The organism is Reyranella sp., assembly GCF_050185545.1.
GTDB lineage: Bacteria > Pseudomonadota > Alphaproteobacteria > Reyranellales > Reyranellaceae > Reyranella.
In genome coordinates, this window is sequence record NZ_JBFWZI010000022.1 from 21894 (window position 1) to 41870 (window position 19977).

Annotated in this window: 18 protein-coding genes; 8 read left to right on the forward strand and 10 right to left on the reverse strand. The window is 67.5% G+C overall.

Translation table 11 applies throughout. The annotated features are described in order from the left end of the window. Positions 1-94 precede the first annotated feature (94 nt). Together AB7O82_RS08670 and AB7O82_RS08675 are read right to left on the reverse strand one after the other, a co-directional pair. Complete coding sequence (locus tag AB7O82_RS08670) at positions 95-3112, reverse strand: DUF4114 domain-containing protein (protein ID WP_428537348.1); 3018 nt, start codon at positions 3110-3112, stop codon at positions 95-97. A 179-nt stretch (positions 3113-3291) separates the two neighbouring features. Continuing rightward, a complete protein-coding gene (locus AB7O82_RS08675; protein WP_428537399.1) occupies positions 3292-4221 on the reverse strand; it encodes a helix-turn-helix domain-containing protein in 930 nt (309 codons plus the stop codon). 573 nt (positions 4222-4794) lie between these two features. Between AB7O82_RS08675 and ispH the strand changes: the two genes are divergently transcribed. Next, positions 4795-5769, forward strand: a complete 975-nt coding sequence (ispH, locus tag AB7O82_RS08680; protein ID WP_428537345.1) for a 4-hydroxy-3-methylbut-2-enyl diphosphate reductase — start codon at positions 4795-4797, stop codon at positions 5767-5769. A gap of 11 nt (positions 5770-5780) precedes the next feature. Further along, positions 5781-6929 (forward strand): adenosyl-hopene transferase HpnH, encoded by a 1149-nt coding sequence (hpnH, locus tag AB7O82_RS08685; protein WP_428537342.1) that lies wholly within the window; start codon positions 5781-5783, stop codon positions 6927-6929. Here the strand turns inward: hpnH and AB7O82_RS08690 are convergent. The 7 genes from AB7O82_RS08690 to hpnA are packed head-to-tail and all read right to left on the reverse strand — an operon-like array spanning position 6852 to position 14670. Continuing rightward, positions 6852-7535, reverse strand: coding sequence for a phosphorylase (locus AB7O82_RS08690; RefSeq protein WP_428537339.1), 684 nt, complete (start codon positions 7533-7535; stop codon positions 6852-6854). The two genes, hpnH and AB7O82_RS08690, sit on opposite strands and share 78 nt — an antisense overlap. Then, positions 7535-9538, reverse strand: a complete 2004-nt coding sequence (shc, locus tag AB7O82_RS08695; protein ID WP_428537336.1) for a squalene--hopene cyclase — start codon at positions 9536-9538, stop codon at positions 7535-7537. The genes AB7O82_RS08690 and shc overlap by 1 nt, the downstream gene beginning before the upstream one ends. Before the next feature lie 3 nt (positions 9539-9541). Further along, complete coding sequence (hpnE, locus tag AB7O82_RS08700) at positions 9542-10783, reverse strand: hydroxysqualene dehydroxylase HpnE (RefSeq protein ID WP_428537333.1); 1242 nt, start codon at positions 10781-10783, stop codon at positions 9542-9544. Next, on the reverse strand, positions 10780-11631 hold the full coding sequence (gene hpnD / locus AB7O82_RS08705) for a presqualene diphosphate synthase HpnD (RefSeq protein ID WP_428537330.1): 852 nt from the start codon (positions 11629-11631) through the stop codon (positions 10780-10782). The genes hpnE and hpnD overlap by 4 nt, the downstream gene beginning before the upstream one ends. Further along, a complete protein-coding gene (gene hpnC, locus AB7O82_RS08710; protein WP_428537327.1) occupies positions 11628-12515 on the reverse strand; it encodes a squalene synthase HpnC in 888 nt (295 codons plus the stop codon). Before hpnC ends, hpnD begins: the two co-directional genes overlap by 4 nt. Beyond that, the gene (locus AB7O82_RS08715; protein WP_428537324.1) at positions 12512-13660 is read right to left on the reverse strand and encodes a glycosyltransferase; all 1149 of its coding nucleotides are present in this window, start codon (positions 13658-13660) and stop codon (positions 12512-12514) included. The genes hpnC and AB7O82_RS08715 overlap by 4 nt, the downstream gene beginning before the upstream one ends. Then, complete coding sequence (hpnA, locus tag AB7O82_RS08720; RefSeq protein ID WP_428537321.1) at positions 13657-14670, reverse strand: hopanoid-associated sugar epimerase; 1014 nt, start codon at positions 14668-14670, stop codon at positions 13657-13659. The genes AB7O82_RS08715 and hpnA overlap by 4 nt, the downstream gene beginning before the upstream one ends. 383 nt (positions 14671-15053) lie before the next feature. Here hpnA and AB7O82_RS08725 point away from each other — a divergent pair, with 383 nt between their 5' ends. The 4 genes from AB7O82_RS08725 (at position 15054) to AB7O82_RS08740 (ending at position 17804) form a co-directional block, all read left to right on the forward strand. Continuing rightward, positions 15054-15290, forward strand: coding sequence for a hypothetical protein (locus AB7O82_RS08725; RefSeq protein ID WP_428537318.1), 237 nt, complete (start codon positions 15054-15056; stop codon positions 15288-15290). Between the two features lie 5 nt (positions 15291-15295). After that, the gene (locus AB7O82_RS08730) at positions 15296-15712 is read left to right on the forward strand and encodes a PIN domain-containing protein (protein WP_428537315.1); all 417 of its coding nucleotides are present in this window, start codon (positions 15296-15298) and stop codon (positions 15710-15712) included. Positions 15713-16128: 416 nt separating this feature from the next. Beyond that, complete coding sequence (locus AB7O82_RS08735; protein ID WP_428537312.1) at positions 16129-17052, forward strand: polysaccharide deacetylase family protein; 924 nt, start codon at positions 16129-16131, stop codon at positions 17050-17052. Next, positions 17049-17804, forward strand: a complete 756-nt coding sequence (locus AB7O82_RS08740) for an SDR family NAD(P)-dependent oxidoreductase (protein ID WP_428537309.1) — start codon at positions 17049-17051, stop codon at positions 17802-17804. The genes AB7O82_RS08735 and AB7O82_RS08740 overlap by 4 nt, the downstream gene beginning before the upstream one ends. Before the next feature lie 9 nt (positions 17805-17813). On the opposite strand, the gene AB7O82_RS08745 is transcribed toward AB7O82_RS08740, so the two are convergent. Further along, complete coding sequence (locus tag AB7O82_RS08745; protein ID WP_428537306.1) at positions 17814-18620, reverse strand: class I SAM-dependent methyltransferase; 807 nt, start codon at positions 18618-18620, stop codon at positions 17814-17816. 124 nt (positions 18621-18744) lie between these two features. On the opposite strand from AB7O82_RS08745, the gene AB7O82_RS08750 reads away from it, so the two are divergent. Beyond that, positions 18745-19461: a winged helix-turn-helix transcriptional regulator gene (locus tag AB7O82_RS08750; protein ID WP_428537303.1), complete on the forward strand. Its 717-nt coding sequence runs from the start codon at positions 18745-18747 to the stop codon at positions 19459-19461. 33 nt (positions 19462-19494) lie between these two features. Further along, complete coding sequence (locus tag AB7O82_RS08755) at positions 19495-19977, forward strand: methyltransferase family protein (protein WP_428537300.1); 483 nt, start codon at positions 19495-19497, stop codon at positions 19975-19977.

The following is a 19977-nucleotide window of genomic DNA, read 5'->3' on the forward strand; positions in this document are numbered from 1 at the left end:
CGCCGGAGGCGTACGAAGGGTTGACCACAAGGATCGAAATCCAAACAAGCCATCCATGTCGCGAACCAGACCGCTGTTCGTGTCGACACTGCGGCTATGCGGGAAGGATCAGTCCGTCGTCATGAAAGATGCGGATGCCGATCACGACATCCTGGAAGTCGTTGTCGCCCGTCGTTGTCGGCAGATCCTCGATGCCGAGCAACAGCTCTTGGCCGCCAAGCGCGACGCCAGACAGCATCTGGTTGGCGTCCGCCTGATTGAGCGTGGCAATCGAGTGGAAGATCGCCACCCCCTCGAGGGTGCCCCGCGTCGCGCTGTACAACACCGGCGGCATGCCGCTGTCGACCGTCGCCGGCGTGGCGGTGCCTCTCACTACGAACGAAAGATCGTCAGGCAGCGTGCCGTAGGCCGTGAACCCGTTCTGGATCAGGAAGACGCCGATGCTCTCGCCGGCGGCCGGCGCACCCAGATCCACGGTAGCGGCCCCGGCGTGCACATCGAGCGTGTTGGCGAACAGCACATGCACGTCATGGATGGTCCCGTCCGCGGCGATCTTGTAAGTGCCCAAGGTGTTGCTGAAGGCAGACACCGCTGATTTGAGCTCCAGCGAGAAGCGGGCGGCGCCGTCGCCCATGAGGAACGGCTCGTTGACGATGCCGTTGATCGACGCCGGATCGACGCCCACGCCTTCCGACAGGGTGGGCAGGAAGGGCTCGAACGTCACCAGGGTGTGGGCGTTCGCGCCAATCCCGAGCGCAACCGTCATCAAATCGCCTTTCGAGAAGTCTCCGACCAGCTCGAAGCTGGAGCCATCGGCACCGACTGTAGCACCATGTGTGTCCTTGGCGACGTCGAGGGCCGCGCGGTCGATCCGCACGCCCGGGATGTCGAGCGTGTCGTCCAGGCCAAAGTCGAAGATTCTGTCGCAATCCAGGGATGTGATCGCGTCACGGACGGTATCCCTTCCCGATCCGAGATGGATGCCGTCGCCGCCGCCGCCGCCCGCGACGACATCATCGCCTGGCCCGGCCTGGATCGTGTCGCTCCTGCTCGTAGCCAGCGGCTGCCCGGCGACCGTCGTCGTCTCGTCAATCGTGTCGGCCCCTGCGGTGCCCTCGATCGTCGTCCCCGGCGCGCTCAGACCCTCCTCGATGTCGACCGCGGCGTCGCCCAGCACGTAGCGGTCGAACGTGCCTTCCGGCTTTGTGATCCTTCCGGCGAATTCCCATCGCTCGTTCCCCAACAGCACCCGGTCGCTGATATCGCCCAGGACGGTGAGCACGTGCATTCCGTCGACGACGACACCGGGCCCGATGCGCACGCCGTGGCTGTCGATCACGAGCGTGTTGTTGTCGCCCGTCAGGTCGATGTGCTCGATGCCCTTGATCCGGCGCACTAGGGGCCCTTCACCGGTGAGATCGAGTGTGATTCCGCTACCGTCGGGATTCAGGGTGTCCACGCCGCCGCCGCCGTCGACGAGCAGAAACGCGAGGTCGCCGACTATAATCGCGTCCTCGCCGGCACCGCCGTGGAACACGTCGGCGCCGCCCAGACCGATCAGAATGTCGTCGCCGGCGCCACCGATCAGACTCTCCGCCGGCGCCGTCCCCCTCTTCGTGACCGGCGCCTTAGACCCGCCAAAGGCGCCGCCGAACACCACGTAGGCCCCTCCCGTCGCCTGATGAGTGCCGCTGCTCAACGTATTAGCTTCCGGCTCACCGATGATCAGATCGGCGAAGCCGTCGCCGTTGACATCACCCGCCGAGGCGACAGACCAGCCGATTTCGCCGCCGTTCGCGTCACTGCTCGCGAGCCGGAAGCCGTCGCTGCCGGTCAGGCTGGACAGGTCGAGGTTGGCGGCAAAGCCCGACGCCTTGCCCAACACGACGTAACTCGCACCGTTCGAGCCGTCCGCCTTTGGGGCGCCGACGATCAGGTCATCGAAGCCGTCGCCGTTCACGTCCCCGGCCGACGCGACCGAGTAACCACTGGATCCGGGACCGCCCAAGCGGAAGCCATCGCTGCCGTTCAGGAGGGACAGGTCCCGTTCGATGAAAACGGAACGGGTGCCAAGAACCACATAGCTCTGCCCCGCCCCGACGCCAGTGCCAACGATCATGTCGCCAAGACCGTCACCGTTTACGTCGCCTGCCGAGGCGACTGACCAGCCGGTGTTGGTGTCCGGCAGGCCGAGCATCGTGAAGCCGTCGTGGCCATCCAGATTTGCCAGATGGACCGTCGCTGGAAAGCCCGACTGCTTTCCGTACACGACGTAGGCGTTTCCCGCCACGACGTGGCCCTTTCCCGCGACATGGCGGGCCTGCGGGGCGCCGATGACAATGTCGGCGAGGCCATCGCCATTGACGTCCCCGGCCGACGCGACCGACCAGCCGCTGGCTTCATTGTCCGACCCGCCTGGCAGCCGGAAGCCGTTGCTGCCGTCCAGGCTGGAGAGGTCGAGGCTGGCGGCAAAGCCCGACGCCTTGCCGAAAACCACGTAGCTCGTCCCGACAAAGGTCCCATATATTGGATCGACGGTATGAGGAGCGCCGACGATCAGGTCATCGAAGCCATCGCCGTTCACGTCCCCCGCGGACGCGACCGAGAAGCCGCTCCCGTCAGCCGCCGAGTTCCTCAGCTGAAAACCGTCGCTGCCGTCCAGGCTAGGCAGGCTCAGCTCGCCGGCAAAGCCCGACTCCTTGCCGAAAACCACATAGCTCGCCGCAAAAGAGGCGGCGACGTTGTCACTGAGGACGCCGACCATCAGATCGGCGAAGCCGTCGCCGTTCACATCCCCGGCCGACGCGACCGAGACATTGCTCAAGTTGGTGACGGTTACGCCATCCAGCTTGAAGCCGTTGGTGCCGGTCAAGGTGGATAGATCGAAATAGTAGTCGAAGCCCGCCGCTGCGCCGAATACCACATAGCTCGTCAGCGAAGGAGCGCCGAACTTCGAGGTGCCGCCAACGATCAGATCCGCGAAGCCGTCGCTGTTCACGTCCCCGGCCGACGCGACGGATGCGCCTACGCGCCCCTCCGATACAAAGCTCCTTAGCCGGAAGCCGTTGGTACCGTCGAGCTCGAACAGGTCGATGTTTGCCGGAAACGACATGCCACTCCCCAATTACCCCTGTTGCCCGCGGTGCCGGTCCACGTCGGACCGAAGGCGCGACCGGAATCCCGCTGCGCGCCCTTCTCACCTGCTACCGCTCCCGAGCAGGCATTGTCGACGCAACGAGGAGAGCCGTAAACAAATGCCGCTTGATCACGGGTCTCGCTTGTCCGGCCGTCTCAGGTAAATGCGGCAGGCGCGTCGCTGGGGGAGAATCCAAAGTGCCGACGGAACATCCGGGCGAAAGTCGCAGGCTGCCGAAAGCCGCACTGCCGAGCGATATCGCCAATCGCCGGCCTGCCTCCAGCGCGCGAGGTCAGCAGCTGCAGCGCCTGCTGGAGGCGAGCGTCCCAGATCGTCTGCGCGACGGTCTCGTCGTGGCATGCGAAGGCGCGATAGAGCGACGCTCGCGAGCAGCCGACGACGGCGGCAACCCGATCGGGGGACAGGTTCGGGTCCCTGCAGTGCCGGTCGATGACGATTCTCGCCGCCTGGTAGAAGCCAGCAGGAAATCCGTCCTCGTCGATACGGCGGTCGAGCTGCGTCCGCAGCAGCACCAGCATCATCTCGGAGGCGGCATCGGTCGCCGCCGCCCGCTCCGGCTCCGACATGTTCGCGACTTCGTCGAAGGTCGTTATCAGATGCTGGCGCAGCACTGACGCCAAGCCTTGACCGGGGATCGGTCTGCCGGCGAGCGAGGAGACGTCGCTTCCGACCACCTCCCGCGCCCGCGCCCGCGACACGATGATGCCGTGTGCGACGTGGCGCGAGCGGATCATGGACACCGGCTGGCCATAGTCGATGAAGCACAGCTCTCCCGGTCGCAGTACGCGGTCGGTCTTCTGAGAGATCGTCGTGGTCGACGTGCAGTGACGCATCAGGTCGACGCTGATGTCGTCGCATCCGTCGCGCCGCAGTCGCAGGGCCGATCGATCGACATCCACGGAGTCGGATCTGTGCTCGACGAGTTCCGCGCCCCGTCCAACGACGAGGCGCATGCCCGCTCGGAAAGGCGCCCTGGGTTGCTCGACGGTGGGCAACAGGCGGCGCAACACGCCTTCCCGGTAGAACTCGAATTGGCGCGGCTCCGGAAGCATCGCCGTCGTCACGACGGTCAATCGACCGGCCCCATCCGATGGCATTGCCTGCGCAGAGCTCATCACCCGCCCCGTACCCCTGCGGCGTCACCAATTCCGCCGGGGCCGCGCACCCGACAACACTCAAGCTAAAATATGGCACAAATAGCGGTGCCCATCTCCCTCCAAGGTCGTGTGGAATTGAGCATCCCACAAGCAGGTTCATTCGCCCGGCGACGACCGCGTCGCTGCCGCGCGACATCGTCAGCGCACTGCCTCCGCATCGCGCACAGCCGCTCGCGCGACTTCTTGCCGCCACAACGCGCTTTAAGCACGGCAGCAACCAACTCGACGCCAGCGGCTCTGTCGGGTTCGATTGAGGCGTATCCGCTCTCGGATGCGCACAATCCTTGCATGTAACGGTGAAGGCTTGCGCCCAAGGTCGCAGTAGCGGACAATGTTTAGTGTCTGCAGATGCCCCTCCCAGGGCACGCGCATAACTTGACGACGCGTTTGCCAGACATAGGCTGTGTTGCCCGCGTGGCAATGCAGCCCGCGAATGCCGACATCCGACTCTGGCCTGGGCCATCGAGGAGTAGATTTGGAATGCGGGTTATCTTGGCTCAGCCTCGAGGCTTCTGTGCCGGCGTGGTCCGCGCGATCGAGATCGTGGAGCGCTCGCTGGAGAAGTTCGGCGCCCCGGTCTATGTGCGGCACGAGATCGTCCACAACCGCCACGTCGTCGAGCGGCTCGAGCGCATGGGCGCAGTGTTCGTCGATGAGCTGGACGAGATTCCCGACGGCGCCGTCACGATCTTCAGCGCCCATGGCGTTGCCCAGTCGATCATCGACCAGGCGAAAGCACGCGGCCTGCCCGTGCTGGACGCCACCTGCCCCCTCGTGTCGAAAGTCCATCTGCAGGGCAAGCGCTACGTGGCGCGCGGTCGGGCCCTGATCCTGATCGGCCATGCCGGCCATCCCGAGGTGGAGGGAACCATGGGACAGATCGGCGCGGCCGTCCATCTGGTCTCCACGGTCGAGGACGTCACCCGGCTCGACCTGCCTCGCGATGCGCCCGTCGCCTACGTCACGCAGACGACCCTCAGCGTCGACGATACGCGCGGCGTGATTGCCGCGCTGCACGCGCGGTTCAACGATCTCGAGGGACCGAACGTATCCGACATCTGTTACGCCACGCAGCATCGCCAGTCGGCGGTGCGCGACCTCTGCGCGATGGCGGACCTGCTGCTGGTCGTCGGCAGCCGCAACAGCTCGAACTCCAACCGCCTGCGCGAGATCGGCATCGAACAAGGGCTGCCCAGCCACCTGATCTCGGATGGCAGCGAACTCGATCCGGCGTGGCTGCGCGGCGTCGAGACCGTGGGACTGACCGCCGGTGCCTCGGCGCCCGAGGAGCTGGTCCTCGACGTCATCGAAGCGCTGCGCCGGCACGGCGAGGTCACTGTCGAGCAGTTGGACGGCGTGCGCGAGAACATCGAGTTCCGCCTGCCTGCCGAGCTGAGGTCGGGCCAACCCGGCGCGGAAACGCCGCGCAAGACGGCCGCAACGGCAGACCAATAGGGCAGCGCGCCATGGGAATCCCTCTCCATCAGGCAGCCCGTATCGGCGCCTATTTGCTGCGCCAGCATCTCAGCCGCCGCGAGCGCTATCCGCTGGTGTTGATGCTCGAGCCGCTGTTCCGCTGTAACCTGGCCTGCGCCGGCTGCGGCAAGATCGACTATCCGAGCGAGATCCTCGACCAGCGGCTGTCGTACGACGATTGCATGGCGGCAATGGACGAATGCGGCGCGCCCGTCGTCTCGATCGCCGGCGGCGAGCCGCTGCTGCATCGCGAGATGCCGAAGATCGTCAAGGGCTTCCTGGCGCGCAGGAAGTTCGTGATCCTGTGCACCAACGCCCTGCTGCTGGCCAAGAAGATCGACGACTACCAGCCCAATCCGTCGTTCACCTGGTCCATCCACCTCGATGGCAATCGCGCCATGCACGACAAGTCGGTGTGCCAGCAGGGCACCTACGACAAGGCAGTCGAGGCCATCAGGCTGGCCAAGTCGAAGGGATTCCGCGTCAGCATCAACTGCACGCTGTTCAACGACGCCGATCCCGCCGAAGTCGCGGCCTTCCTCGACGACATGAAGGCGCTCGGACTGGATGGCATCACGGTATCGCCCGGCTATGCCTATGAACGCGCGCCCGACCAGAAGCACTTCCTGAACCGCAACAAGACCAAGGAGCTGTTCCGCGGCATCCTGGCGCGCGGCCGTGGCGGCCGCGCCTGGCCGTTCAGCCAGTCGATCAACTTCCTCAACTTCCTCGCCGGCAATGAGAGCTACCAGTGCACGCCGTGGGGCAACCCCACGCGCACCGTGTTCGGCTGGCAGAAGCCCTGTTACCTGCTGGGCGAGGGCTACGCCAGGACGTTCCGCGAGCTCATGGACACCACCGAGTGGGACAAGTACGGCGTGGGCAAGTACGAAAAGTGCGCCGACTGCATGGTCCATTGCGGCTTCGAAGCGTCGGCGGTGAAGGACATGGTTCGGCGTCCACTCAGGGCGCTGGGCGTGACGCTGCGCGGCGTGCGCACCGAAGGCGCGATGGCGAAGGACATCCCGCTCGACGGCCAGCGGTCGGCCGAGTTCGTCTTCTCAGACCATGTCGGCCGCAAGCTCGCCGACATCCGAGCCACCAAGACGGGGACCCAGCAGGCGGTGGCCGCGGAGTAGCGCGCGAAAGGCCGTCTCGGCCTCCAATCCGGTTCGGATCAGCGCCGGAAGCTGCCAAGGAGCGGCCAGCAGCGAACCCAGCACTGCCGGCAGATCGAGACCGCCGTCGCGGCGCATGCCGACGCGCGCGGCCGGCGGCAGCGTGCGGTGCGCGGCATCCGAGACGACGCGTGCGGCGGCGAACGGCCGGCGATGGCGATGCGCCACGCGGGCGGCAACGTGCGATTCCATGTCGACGGCGATGGCCATGCTGATGCGGCGCAACTCGGCCTTCTGCGCGGCCGTCGCCGCCACGGCGTCGACGCCGAGCAGCACGCCGCGTTGCGCTGCCGGCAAGCGCGAGACCAGCCGGTCGGTCCAGCCGGGATCGGTCGGCAGCGCGCTGCCGCCATTGCTCACAGCCGTGGCCACCACCCAGCCGCCGGGCCGCAGTCCAGGCGCCAGTGCGCCGGCGATGCCGATGCTGATGACTCCCTGCATGGCCGGGGCCAGGCGCTCGAGCTCCACCTCCAGTCGCGCCGCATCGCCGCCGCCCACCACCACCTCGACGTCCGGCCCGGCAAGGATCCGCCGCTCGCGCTGCAGGCCGGTGACCGCGAGGATCATCACATTCCGTAGGCCGTGCGCCGGCTGTTGGTGCGACGCAGGTTGCGATAGCGGGCCAGCGCCCACAGCGGGAAGTAGGCCGGGTAGCCGTGGTAGCGCAGGTAGAAGACGCGCGGAAAGCCGCCGCCGGTGTAGGCCTCCTGCCGCCACAGCCCGGTCGCATCCTGGGTGCGCCGCAGCCAGGCGATGCCGCGCTCGACGGCGGGATGGTCGACTTGTCCTGCCGCCATAAGCCCCAGCAAGGCCCAGGCGGTCTGGGACGCGGTGGAGGCAGCGGGTTCATAGCCGCGATAGTCGAGCTTGTAGCTCGTGCAGTCCTCGCCCCAGCCGCCATCCGCATTCTGGATGGCAATCAGCCAGTCCGCGGCCTTGCGCAAGCTCGGCGCCGTTCCGTCGAGGCCGACGGCGCCCAGCGCGCATAGCACCGACCATGTGCCGTAGATGTAGTTGACGCCCCAGCGGCCGAACCAGCTGCCGTCCGGCATCTGCTCGCGCTCGAGGTAGTCGAGGCCGGCGCGCATGACGGGACTGGCCGGCGTCTCGCCAAGCTGGGCCAGCATGCTGATGCAGCGTGCGCTGACATCCGCGGTCGGTGGATCGAGCAGCGCGCCGTGATCGGCGAAGGGGATGTTGTTCAGGTAATGATCGACGTTGTCGGCATCGAAGGCGGCCCAGCCGCCGTTGCCGCTCTGCAGTCCGGAAATCCATTCGACGCCGCGCTCGATCGCCTGATCGTATCCCGGCCCGGCGCCTGCCCCCGCCTCGCCCGCCCTCTTCGCTCCCGCCCTCTCCTCACCCAACTGTCGTCGCGCGCGGTCCATCGCCATGACCACGACGGCGGTGTCGTCGAGATCGGGATAGTGCGCGTTGCGATACTGGAATGCCCAGCCGCCGGGTCGCACCTGCGGCCGCCGCTCGCTCCAGTCGCCACGCACCTCGAGTTCCTGCAAGGGCTTCAGCCAGTCGAGGCCGCGCAGCGCGGCGTCCTCCGCCTCGCCCTGCTGGACCTCGAGCAGGGCCTGGCTGGCGAGCGCGGTGTCCCAGACCGGGGAGACGCAGGGCTGGCAGTAGGCCTCGTCGTCGCGCACCACCAGCAGCTTCTCGATCGACTGTCGGGCCGTGGCATAGCTCGGATGATCCGCCGGATAGCCCAGCGCATCGAACATCATCACCGAGTTCGCCATGGCAGGATAGATCGCGCCGAGACCGTCTTCGCCGTTCAGCCGCTCGGTGACGAAGCGCACGCAGCGCTCGATGGCGCGCTGGCGCATCTTCTTCGGCCACCGCGGCTCGATCGCTTTCAGCACGCGGTCGAGCCCATTGAAGAACAGCGCCCAGCCACGGTGCGCATGGGCAGCCAGCCGGGGTTCGGACCGGCCGGTTGTCGCGAACAGCTCCTGGATGTCGACGCCGCGCCGATTGCGCGCCCGTTTGCGCAATGCCGCCAGCACGAGCAGCGGAACGATGACGGTGCGCGCCCAATAGGACATGCGCGACAGGTGGATCGGAAACCAGCGCGGCAGCAGGATGATCTCGACCGGCATGGTCGGCACGTGCGCCCAGGAGAGCTGGCCGAACTGGGCCAGCAGGATGCGCGTGAAGACATTGGCGCGCTCGGCGCCGCCGTGCGCCAGGATCGCGCCGCGTGCTCTCGCCATGTGCGGCGCGTCCGGGCTGTCGCCGATCATCTTCAGGCAGAAATAGGCCTTCACGGTCGCGCTGATATCGAAGGCCCCGCCATGGAAGAGCGCCCAGCCGCCGTGGTCGCCCTGGATGCGCCGGAGATAGGCGCCGATCTTGCGCTCCAGCTCGGGCGCGTCCGGCTCGCCGAGATAGTGCCGCAGCAGGATGTATTCCGAGGGGATCGTGGCGTCGGCCTCGAGCTCGAAGACCCAGTGGCCGTCGTCGCGCTGCAGGCGCCGCAGCGCCTGGACCGCGCGCGCGATGTCGTCCTCGAGCCGGTCTAGATCGTCCCTCTTGGTCGTGGCTGCCTCGCTCGACATCGGTCAGGCACCGGCCAGCGCAAGTTCGGCGGCCCGGTTTCCCGACCGCAAAGCGCCTTCGATCGTCGCCGGCAGGCCGGTGTCGGTCCAATCGCCGGCCAGGAACACATTGGCCCATCCGGTGCGCGCCGACGGGCGGCGCGCCTCCTCGGCCGGCGTCGCGGCAAAGGTGGCGCGTTTCTCCTTCACGATGCGGCAGGGCGGCACTGGAGCCGTCACGTCGTGGACCGCGGCGACGTCGCGCCACAGCAGCACGGCCAGGGTATCGCTGTCGGTGTCCATGAGATGATCGGCGGCGCTGACGGTGACGGATATCCGGTCCTCGAAAGCGAACACCCACTCCGCCGTACCGCCGATCACGCCGACCATGGGGCATGCCCGTGGCGGCGGAACGATCTGGAAGTGCGCATTCAGGATGGCGCTGAACTTCCGTGGAGCGATCACGCCCGGCAACAGCTTCTCGGCCGCCCAGGGCGGCACCGCGACGATCACGCGATCCTCGGGCTGAAGGCTCTGCTCTTCGCCATCGAACGCCAGGGCCACCGCCCTGCCCTTGGCGAACCTGAGGGCGCGCAGCGAGCGGCTGAGCCGGATTTCCGCGCCACGACGGCGCAACCGCTCGAGGGCGGGATCGACGAAGGCGGCGGCAAGACTGGGCGAACTGATGAGAGGGCGCATGTGGCGTCCGCCCCTGGCGAAGGTTTCGCGGACGATGGCGCCGGCCAGATCGGCCGAGGCATCTTCGGGTGCCGTGTTCAAGGCGGACAGCAGCACGGGCCGCAGGAACTTCTCCCACAGCACGGTATCGCGGCGAACGACTTCGTCGATGCGGCGACCGGGATGGCGCCGCATCAATGCAAGCAAGGCCAGGTAGTCGCCGAGGCGCGTGCCAGGCACACGGCGGTCGGCGTGAAGGATCCACCAGGGTATCGGCCCGTCGTCAGGCCGCAGTGACCAGCGAACGCCAAGCTGACGGTCGACGAAGGTGAATTCCGGCCGGTCGGGCCCGGTCACCCTCCCTTCGGCGCCGATTTCGCGCAGGTAGCGATCGACCGCCTTGTTGCCGGACAGGACGAGATGGTTGCCGTTGTCGATCGTCATGTCGAGCTGGCCGTCGTGATAGGAGCGGCACCTGCCCCCGGCCTGCCTGGCAGCTTCCGAGAGAATGATGGGCTCGCCGCGGCCCGCCACAGCGATCGCCGCGGACAAACCGGCCAGCCCTGCGCCAATGACATGAACGGTCATCCGAACACGCTGCAGCGGATGACGAGATAGATGAGATGGGGTTTGCCGATGCGCACGCGCCGGCGCGGCGGTGCCCAGCCTTCGACCAGCATTTGCTGGAGCAGGGCGCTGTAGACGGCCGCCATGAGCCGTGGTGCCAGCAGGCGGCCGCGTGGCCTCGACTTCATCAGACGATCGGCCGCGGCGAAATGCTCGAGCGACCGTGCCGCCAACGTCCGGCAGACCTGATCGACGCGCGCATCACCGATCACGGCATGCGGCTCGGTCGTCCCGATGCCCGCCTGGACCAGGAGCTCGCGCGGCAGGTAGAGGCGGCCCATCCCGGCATCCTCGTCGAGGTCGCGCAGGATGTTGGTGAGCTGGAGCGCGCGCCCGAGATGGTGCGCCAGTTCGCCACCAGGCGCCTCTTCCATGCCGAAGACACGGGTCGAAAGGCGGCCGACGGCGACAGCGACGCGGTCGCAATAGAGATCGAGGGTTGCGAGATCGGGCGCGCGGATGTCGGCGGCGACGTCCATCTCCATGCCGTCGATCACCGCGAGGAAATCGGCCCGTGCTAGGCCGAACGCGTGCACCGATCCAAGAAGGAAGCTCGCCTGGCCCGCCGGCCGGCCGGCATAGAGGGCGTCGATGTCCTCGCGCCATTGCGCCAGCGCCGCAGCCCGCGCCGGGCGCGGCCGCGTCCCGTCGTCGGCGATATCGTCGACAAGCCGGCAGAACATGTAGATCGCGAACATCGCCTCGCGTTCGGCCTTCGGCATGAGGCGCATGGCGGTGTAAAACGAACTGCCGGAGATTCTCGCCCGGATGTCCGCGACCGTGAGGTCGGATTGCGTCACGCTCGTCATCCCCGGCTGCCGCGCAGGCCGGGCTGGCGGGCGCCGACGGCCCGCACCAACCGGCGCATCGCCACGACGATGCCGCCGCGCAGGGCGAGGCCGGTGGTCTCGACAGCGCCATGATGCACGCGCTCCGATAGGGGATCGCGGCGTTCCAGGCGGCGTACAAGACCTTCCGCCAGGGCCTGGATGACACCGACCTCCAGAGCCAGCCGGCGATCGGCGATGCGCTCGGCGAAGGGCCGCGACCGGTCGAGCAGTGCACCGGCCTGCCGCGCCAGGCCGACGATGACGCGGCGGAGCTCGGGCGATGCCTGGCGGGCGGAAAGGCAATCGACAGCGAGTCCCTCGACACCCAGGCGATCGAGGGGAATGTAGACACGATCGAGGTTGCGGTAATCCTTCGCGCAATCCTGCAGATGGTTGATCACCTGCAGCGCTGCGCACAGCGCGTCGTTGAGCGGCCACAGCGCGTCCGATTCGCCGTGCAGGTCGAGCACGAAGCGGCCGACCGGTGCTGCAGAGAAGCGGCAATAGTCCATGAGCTCCGACCAGTCGGCGTAACGCCGCTTGGTGACGTCGCGCCGGAAGGCCTCGAGGAGGTCGCGCGCGTGCCGGTCGGTGAGGTTCCTCGCCTGAAGAGTCGACCGCAGAATCTCGCCTTCAACGCCCATGCCGGCTTGACCGCGCAATCCCGCTTCGAGCCGATCGAGCTGCGCAAGCTTCTGCTCGGCACTGGCCGTCGCGTGGTCGGCGACATCGTCGGCCGTGCGCGCGAAGCGATAGAAAGCGAGGATCGCCGGGCGCAACTCGGCGCGCACGAGGCGCGAGGCCACCGGAAAATTCTCGTCGCGGTGACCCTTGCCGGAGGTGAAGTCGGCGGCGCTCGTCATATGCCGCCCGTCATGGCCTGGGCGCGCCCCTTCCACAAGCCGCCACGGCCGCGCCAGCAGTCGATCGCCGACTGCACGGTGAAGAACGCATAGGCGGCACCGATGGCGGGAAGTGCCAAGCCCCACAACGGCGACTGGCGATAAAATCGGAGCATCGGCTGGAAGCTGAGCGCCATCACCAGCCAGGCACAAAGTCCCAGCCAGCGCGCCGGCCCATCGTGCAGAAGCGCAAGCAGTGGCGGCACGAGATAGACCAGGGCCATCGACGCGATTGTGGCGGCGAGAACGAGCGGCGAGTAGCCGAGCTGCGCGTAGGCCGAGCGCGCGATCATGTGGCCGATCTTCAGGAAGCCGCCGTAAGGCCGCAGGCTGGTGGCGCGGCGCGTCAGGCCGAGCCAGATCGGCCCCTGGTCCTTCAGGCGTCGCGCAAGTGCACAATCATCGATGATCTCGGACCGGATCGCGGCGATGCCGCCGGATCGCTCCAGCGCGTCGCGCCGCACCAAGATGCATCCACCGGCGGCGGCAGCCGTCCTGCGATCACGCCGCGCGACCCAGGCGAAGGGATAGAGCATCCGGAAGAAGTAGACGAACGCGGGAATGAGGGACCGCTCGGCCCAGCTTGCGCAGGAGAGCTCGGCCATCAGCGACACCAGCACGCGGCCGTCCTGCTCGGCACGCGCGACCAGCATCCTGAGATTGTCCGGCGTGTGGCCGATATCGGCATCGGTGAGCAGGAAGTAGTCGACCGGATCGCCCTGGGCTGTGGCATGGCGGATCCCCTGCTCCAGTGCCCACAGCTTGCCGGTCCATCCGGACGGCAGCTCTGTCCCGGACAGAACATCGAGACGACGTCCACCTTCGATGGCCCCGGCGACACCGGCGGTGCCGTCGCTGCTGCCATCGTCCACCAGGACGATGCGGAACGGCCCCGGGTAATCCTGGCGCAGCAGGCTGCCGATCGACCGCGCGATCACATCGGCCTCGTTGCGGGCGGGAACCACCGCCACCACGGCGGGCCAGCGCGACGGCGCGGGAAGCCCGCCAGTGTCGCGTTCCCGGACCAGCCAGAATCCGCCGCGGGCGAGCAGCAGATACGACCAGATCGCCAGCGCGAGCAGCCCGATGCCGGTCCACGCGCTCATGCGAGGTATCCGGCGCCGCGGAACCAGGACAGGGCGTCGGCGACACCTTCCTGATAGGGCCGGCTGCGATAGCCGAGCTCGCGTTCGGCCTTGGCGGAAGTAAAGAACATCCGGTATCTCGACATCCGCAGGCCATCGAGCGTCAGCAACGGCTCCTTGCCGGTCACGCGCGCCGCGGCCTCGGCGGCGAACGCCAACGGCATCAGGGGCGCACGCGGCAGCTTGAGGCGCGGCGCCTTGCGGCCGGCGAGGCCGGCGATCGTCGCCAGCAGTTGCTGCAGGGTGAGGTTCTCGCCCCCCAGGATGTAGCGCTCGCCGATGCGGCCCCGTTCGAAGGCAAGCAGATGGCCGGCGGCGACGTCATCGACATGGACGAAGTTCAGTCCCGTATCGACGAAGGCTGGAATCCTGCCGCGCGCCGCATCGAGCAGGATGCGGCCGGTCGGCGTCGGCCTTATGTCGCGCGGTCCAATGGGCGTCGTGGGGCTGACGATGATCGCGGGCAATCCGTCACGCAGGATCATCTCCTCGACGCCGCGTTCGGCCATGGTCTTGCTGCGCTTGTAGGTGCCGATCGCTTCATGCGGCGCGAGCGCGGCGGTCTCGTCGACCGGCACAGACGCACCCGCGACACGCAGCGCGGCGACACTGCTCGTATAGACGATGCGCTCGACGCCGGCGGCCAGCGCCTCGCGCTTGAGGTTCAACGTGCCTTCGACATTGGCTCGCATGATCTCGGAAGGGTCGCGTGCCCACAGACGATAGTCGGCCGCGACGTGGAACAGGTATCGGACGCCTTTCAGGGCGGCCCTGAGGGACTCGCGATCGGTGAGATCGCCGACCACCACCTCGCATTCGAGGCCAAGGAAATTGTCACGCGGGCTGGTGGCGCGAACGAGTGCGCGCACGCGGACGCCGCGTTCGATCAGAGCACGCACGACGGCTGAGCCCAGGAAGCCAGATCCGCCGGTTACGAGGGTCAGATCGCCCGGCCGCAAGGAAGCACTCATGGCAAGGTACCTTCGGCGCCGCGAATTCGTTCCAAGTATGACAATATACGGTGTTTTCGCAAATTCGTGGGACCTGTTGCCACGGGCGTGAGTATTCGCGAAGCGCTGATCAACCCGGGGCACATGCTGGCGCCGGGCACCGCAAGAGAGTTGAGCGATTTCCTCCGCGCCGAGGTCGCGAAGCACAGCGCCGTCGTCAGGCGCTCCGGCATGCGCCTGGAGTAGCGTCGCGGCATGCGGCCCCTCGAATGGCGGTCGGGCCCCATCGCGGGCTATCGTCCGTGCTTCAACCTCGAGGGCCGGCCGATGGCAAGGCGGGCCGGCCAACCAAGGGCCTCGAGCATTCCCTTGACGTTCCAGGCCCGAGGTGTGACTGTGTTTTCGTGAAGAATATCACAGTAACACTAGATGACGAGACCTACCGCCGGGCACGCATCCGTGCGGCCGAGCTCGACACGTCTGTCTCGGCCTTGGTGCGGCGCTACCTCGTCGACCTTGCGGGCGGCGAAAGTGAGTTCGAGCGCCTCGAGAAGCTGGAACGGATGCTGCGCGAGCGCATCAAGACGTTCCGGGCGAGCGATCGACTCTCCCGCGACGAGGCCCACGCGCGCAAGGCTTGAGCGCGATGTCCACACGACGCTTCGTCGACACCAACGTCCTGCTCTATTCGATAAGCCGAGACCCCGGCGAGACGACCAAGCGCGATCGTGCCGTGGCGCTTCTCACGGCGGACGACCTCGCCTTGTCGGCTCAGGTGCTTCAGGAATTCTATGTTCAGGCGACGCGGCCCGGCCGGGCCGACGCCCTGCCGCACGACATTGCCGCAGGCCTCATACGCGCCTGGGCCCGGTTCCCGGTGCAGGAGATCTCACCGGAGATCGTGACCGCGGCGCTGGAGATCCGCGCAAAGCAAGGCTTCTCATATTGGGACAGCGCCGTCGTCGCGGCAGCCGTGGCGCTCGGGTGTCGCGAATTGTTGTCGGAGGATTTGAGCCACGGCCAGCGGATCGGCAAGCTTCGGATCGTCAATCCATTTCGCTGACGCTTGGCGCACTTCCACAGCAGGATGGCGGCCGCACGACGCAGACCGCCGGCCATAGGCGCCAACTCTTCTCTTCGACCTTGCGTCTTTGCTGGGAGCGCGCCACTCATAGGCGCTAACGTTACCAAGAACCTCACCCTGAGGAGCGGCCCGGAGGGCCGCGTCTCGAAGGGTCGGCAACAAATCGGCTGCTGCGACTCCGCTTTTCCAGCAATCTCGCGGGCATTGCTGCTGGTTGGCTCCGACGTTGGCGCGACGTGGCGCTCGCATCTTTGATCGATCCGGGTAGCGCAGAGGTATGCCCTCCGGGCTCAACTGGGCAATACCCGGCCATCGGTCGCGCACCCGGCGCGCCCTTGTCATCGCGAGCGCAGCGAGGGACCTTTCGGCGATGCTCGAACCGGAGGGAGACCGTCATGCCCGATACTCACAGCACCCCGCAGCTCGAACCGTGGCAATGGAGCGAAGCTCAGTGGCGCAAGCTGGTCGGCCAGGTGCGCGCCGGCCGAGCCTATCGCCCCGAGACGTGGAAGGACGGGGCGCGCTGCGCCGTCGCGCTGTCGTTCGACTCCGACCATGAAACCAACGAGCTGCGCGATGGCGGCAAGTCGATCGGCCGGCTGTGCTGGGGCGAATATGGCGCCCGCGTGGGTGTCCCCCGCATCGCGCGACTGCTCGACAGGCACGGCGTCAAGGCGACGTTCTACGTGCCCGCGGTCGCCGCCCTGCTCCATCCCGAGGAACAGCGCAGGCTGGTCGCCGAGGGCCACGAGATCGGCATCCATGGCTGGATCCACGAGCTCAACTCGGTGCTGCCCTACGAGGCCGAGCGCGACCTGATGCTGCGCTCCGCCGACACGCTGGAGAAGATCACCGGCCGGCGCGCCGTCGGCTTGCGCACCCCGTCGTGGGACTTCAGCCCCAACACGCTCGCCATCGAGAAGGAGATGGGGCTGCTCTACGACTCGTCGCTGATGGCCGACGAGGATTGCTACGAGTTGCTGCTGCACGGCGAGCCCAGCGGCGTGCTCGAGCTGCCCGTCGAATGGGTGCGCGACGACGCCGTCTACTTCGCCATGCACCGCTTCTCCTCGCTGCGCCCCTACACGCCGCCGACCGACGTGCTGGAGATCTTCCGCCGTGAGCTCGATGCGGCGTGGGAGGACGGCGGCATCTTCCAGCTCACCATGCATCCGCACATCATCGGCTACCGCTCGCGCATCTGGATCGTCGACGAGCTGATCCGCCACGCCAAGGCCAAGGGCAAGGTGTGGTTCGCCACCCATGAAGAAGTCGCGCGCTACGCCAGGGCGCACGCGGCCAGGGAGCCTGCGGTATGAGCGCCGGCGCGAAGGTCGCCATCGTGACCGGCGGCGCACGCGGCATCGGTCGCGGCTGCGCCCTCGAGCTCGCGCGGCGCGGCTACGACATCGCGCTGGTCGACCTGCTCGAGCCCGAGATGAAGCGCACGGCGGGCGAGATCGAGGCGCTGGGCCGCCGCGCGCTGGCCTGCCAGGCCGACGTCGCCTCGTTCACCCGCGCCCACGAGGTGGTGGCCGACGTCGTCCACCAGTGGGGCCGCATCGACTTCCTGCTGAACGATGCCGGCGCCTCCAACGCCAAGGGCATCCTCGAAATCCGCGAGGAGGAGTTCGACCGCACCATCGCGGTCAACCTCAAGAGCTGCTTCAACTACATCCACGCCATCGCGCCGGTCATGCTGGCGCAGGAAACCGGCGGCCGCATCGCCAGCATGTCGTCACTGAATGCGCTGAGCGGCGGCGTCACCAGCGCCGTCAGCAAGCATTCCTACGCGGCGGCCAAGGCCGGCATCCTCGGGCTGACGCGTGCGCTCGCCAAGGAGCTCGGCCCCAGGATCGCGATCAACGCCATATGCCCCGGCGTGATCGAGACCGAGCTCGGCAACAGTCTGACCAAGGCGCGCGGGCCGGAGCTCACGAAAGGCATCGTGCTCGGCCGGCTCGGCACGCCAGCCGACGTGGCGCAGCTGGTCGCCTTCCTGGCCACCTGCGAGCCCTGCTTCATCACCGGCCAGCACTTCGTGATCGACGGCTTCCAGTGGTCGTGTTGAGCTCGCGCTCTAGCGCCGCCGCCCGATGGTGACGAGGTATTCCCGGCGGACGTGAAGCCCGGCGCCGACGCGATAGTGGACGTGATAGGCATCGACGTCCTTCTTCAAGGCGCTTCGGCCGGCTTCGTCGAGGCTGTAGTGGAGCGCGCGCAAGGGCCCGAAGCCCTGCAGGTACCAGTCCCAGATGGCGTCGACATCGTCGAAGTAGCAGTTGCTGACGCCGTGCTCGAAGGCGAGCACGAAGTCCCTCCCGAGGAGCACCTGGAGGTGATCCGGATCCCCCCACAGCAGGGGCGATGCCGCCGGCGCCGGCGCCGGGCTATGCGCGGCGATCATTGCCAGGAAGTGAGCGACGCCACCGTCGGGCGTCCAGGTCGCCAGGCAAAGCCTTCCGCCCTTCCGGCAGACCCGGCCGAGCTCGCGCGCGGCGCGCGCTTGGTCGGCAGCGAACATCACGCCGAACGTCGAGATGATCTTGTCGAACTGCCCCTCGCCGAAGGGCAGATTTTCGGCGTCGGCCAGGCGATAGTCGATCGGCGGCTTGCAGTGTCCGGACAGCTCGCGTGCGGCCTGCAGAAGCTCGGGCGCAATGTCGACGGCCGTCACCTGGGCGCCCGCCCGGGCGACATTGCGGGCGCTCCATCCCGTGCCCGTCGCCACGTCGAGGACTTGCTCGCCGGCCATGGGTGCCAGCCGCTGCGCGGCGTGTGCCAGAGCGTCGGAGAGGACAAAGCTCACGTCGTTGTACGCCATGCCACCGGCGCCCCACGTCGCGGCTGCCGACCGGTTATGGTCGATGATCTGGTCGTCCGGCATCCCTTCCTCCTTTCCGTTAGCGGCCCTGATGCCAGCACCGGACGGCTCGCGCGACTAGTCCAGGATCTGTAGTTGGCCGTGATGGGCGGGGGCGTAAGATCGGGCCGCGAAAGGAGAAAACGCCGTGAGAAGCTACAACCAGTTCTGCCCAGTCGCCAAAGCCGCCGAGCTGTTCTGCGAACGCTGGACCGCGCTGATCGTTCGCGATCTGTCGGCCGGCGATCGGCGCTTCTCCGATCTGCAGCGCGGCGTTCCCCTGGTATCGCCGACGTTGCTGTCGCAGCGGCTCAAGCAGCTCGAGGCCGAGGGCATCGTGAGCCATCGCCGCGCCGGCGGTCGCGGCTCGACCTATCGCCTTACCAAGGCCGGAGAGGAATTCGTGCCCATCGTCATGGCGCTCGGCATCTGGGGGCAGCGCTGGACGCGCCGCGCGCTCGCCGAGCACGAGATCGATCTCGGCCTGCTGTTGTGGGCGCTCGAGCAGGGCGCCCATCCCGAATGCTTCGGCGAGGAGCGAACGATCATCGAGATCGAGCTGACCGATCAGCCGCAGCACAAGCGTCGCTGGTGGTTCCTCAACGAGGACGGACATTGCGAGCTCTGCCTGAAGCAGCCGGACCGCGAGGCCCAGATTTACGTCACCGTCTCGCTGCCCGATCTCATTCGCATCTGGCGGGGCGACGTGTCGCTCTCGTCCGCAATGGCATCAGGGCGTTTGGATGTGCAAGGCAGCGGCCGGTTGCGCCGCGTGTTCCGGCAGTGGCTCGGCCTCAGCACTCTCGCGCACGTCAAACCGGCACGGCGCGACCTGGCGGGGGACGCGGAGCGGGCTGCCGCATGACAACGACGAAGATTGCGACCCGGGAGCTCCGCCATGAACGACACGCCAGCCACCGCTCAGGTCATCATCCGCCCGCCGCTCGGCTGGGGGCTAGCCGTCCTTGCCGGGCTGGCGCTTCAGTGGCTCGAGCCCTTGCCGTTCCTGCTCCTGGGCCTGCCGGCCGGCTGGCCCGATCTCTGGCTGGGGGTGGTGGTGTTCCTCCTCGCCCTGGCGCTGGCGGTCTGGGCCATCGCCACCATGACCAGGGCCGGCTCGAACGTGCCCACCAACCGGCCAACCACCACCATCGTCGAGAGCGGCCCGTACCGCTTCACGCGCAACCCCATCTACCTCGGCATGTTCGGCGGCCAGATCGGCCTCGCCCTCGCCTTCGACAGCCTCTGGCTGCTGCTGATGCTGGTGCCCTTCGCGCTGGTCATCCGCTACGGCGTCGTGGCCCGCGAGGAAGCCTATCTCGAGCGCAAGTTCGGCGACGTCTACCGCAGCTACCGCTCGCGCGTCCGGCGCTGGCTGTGA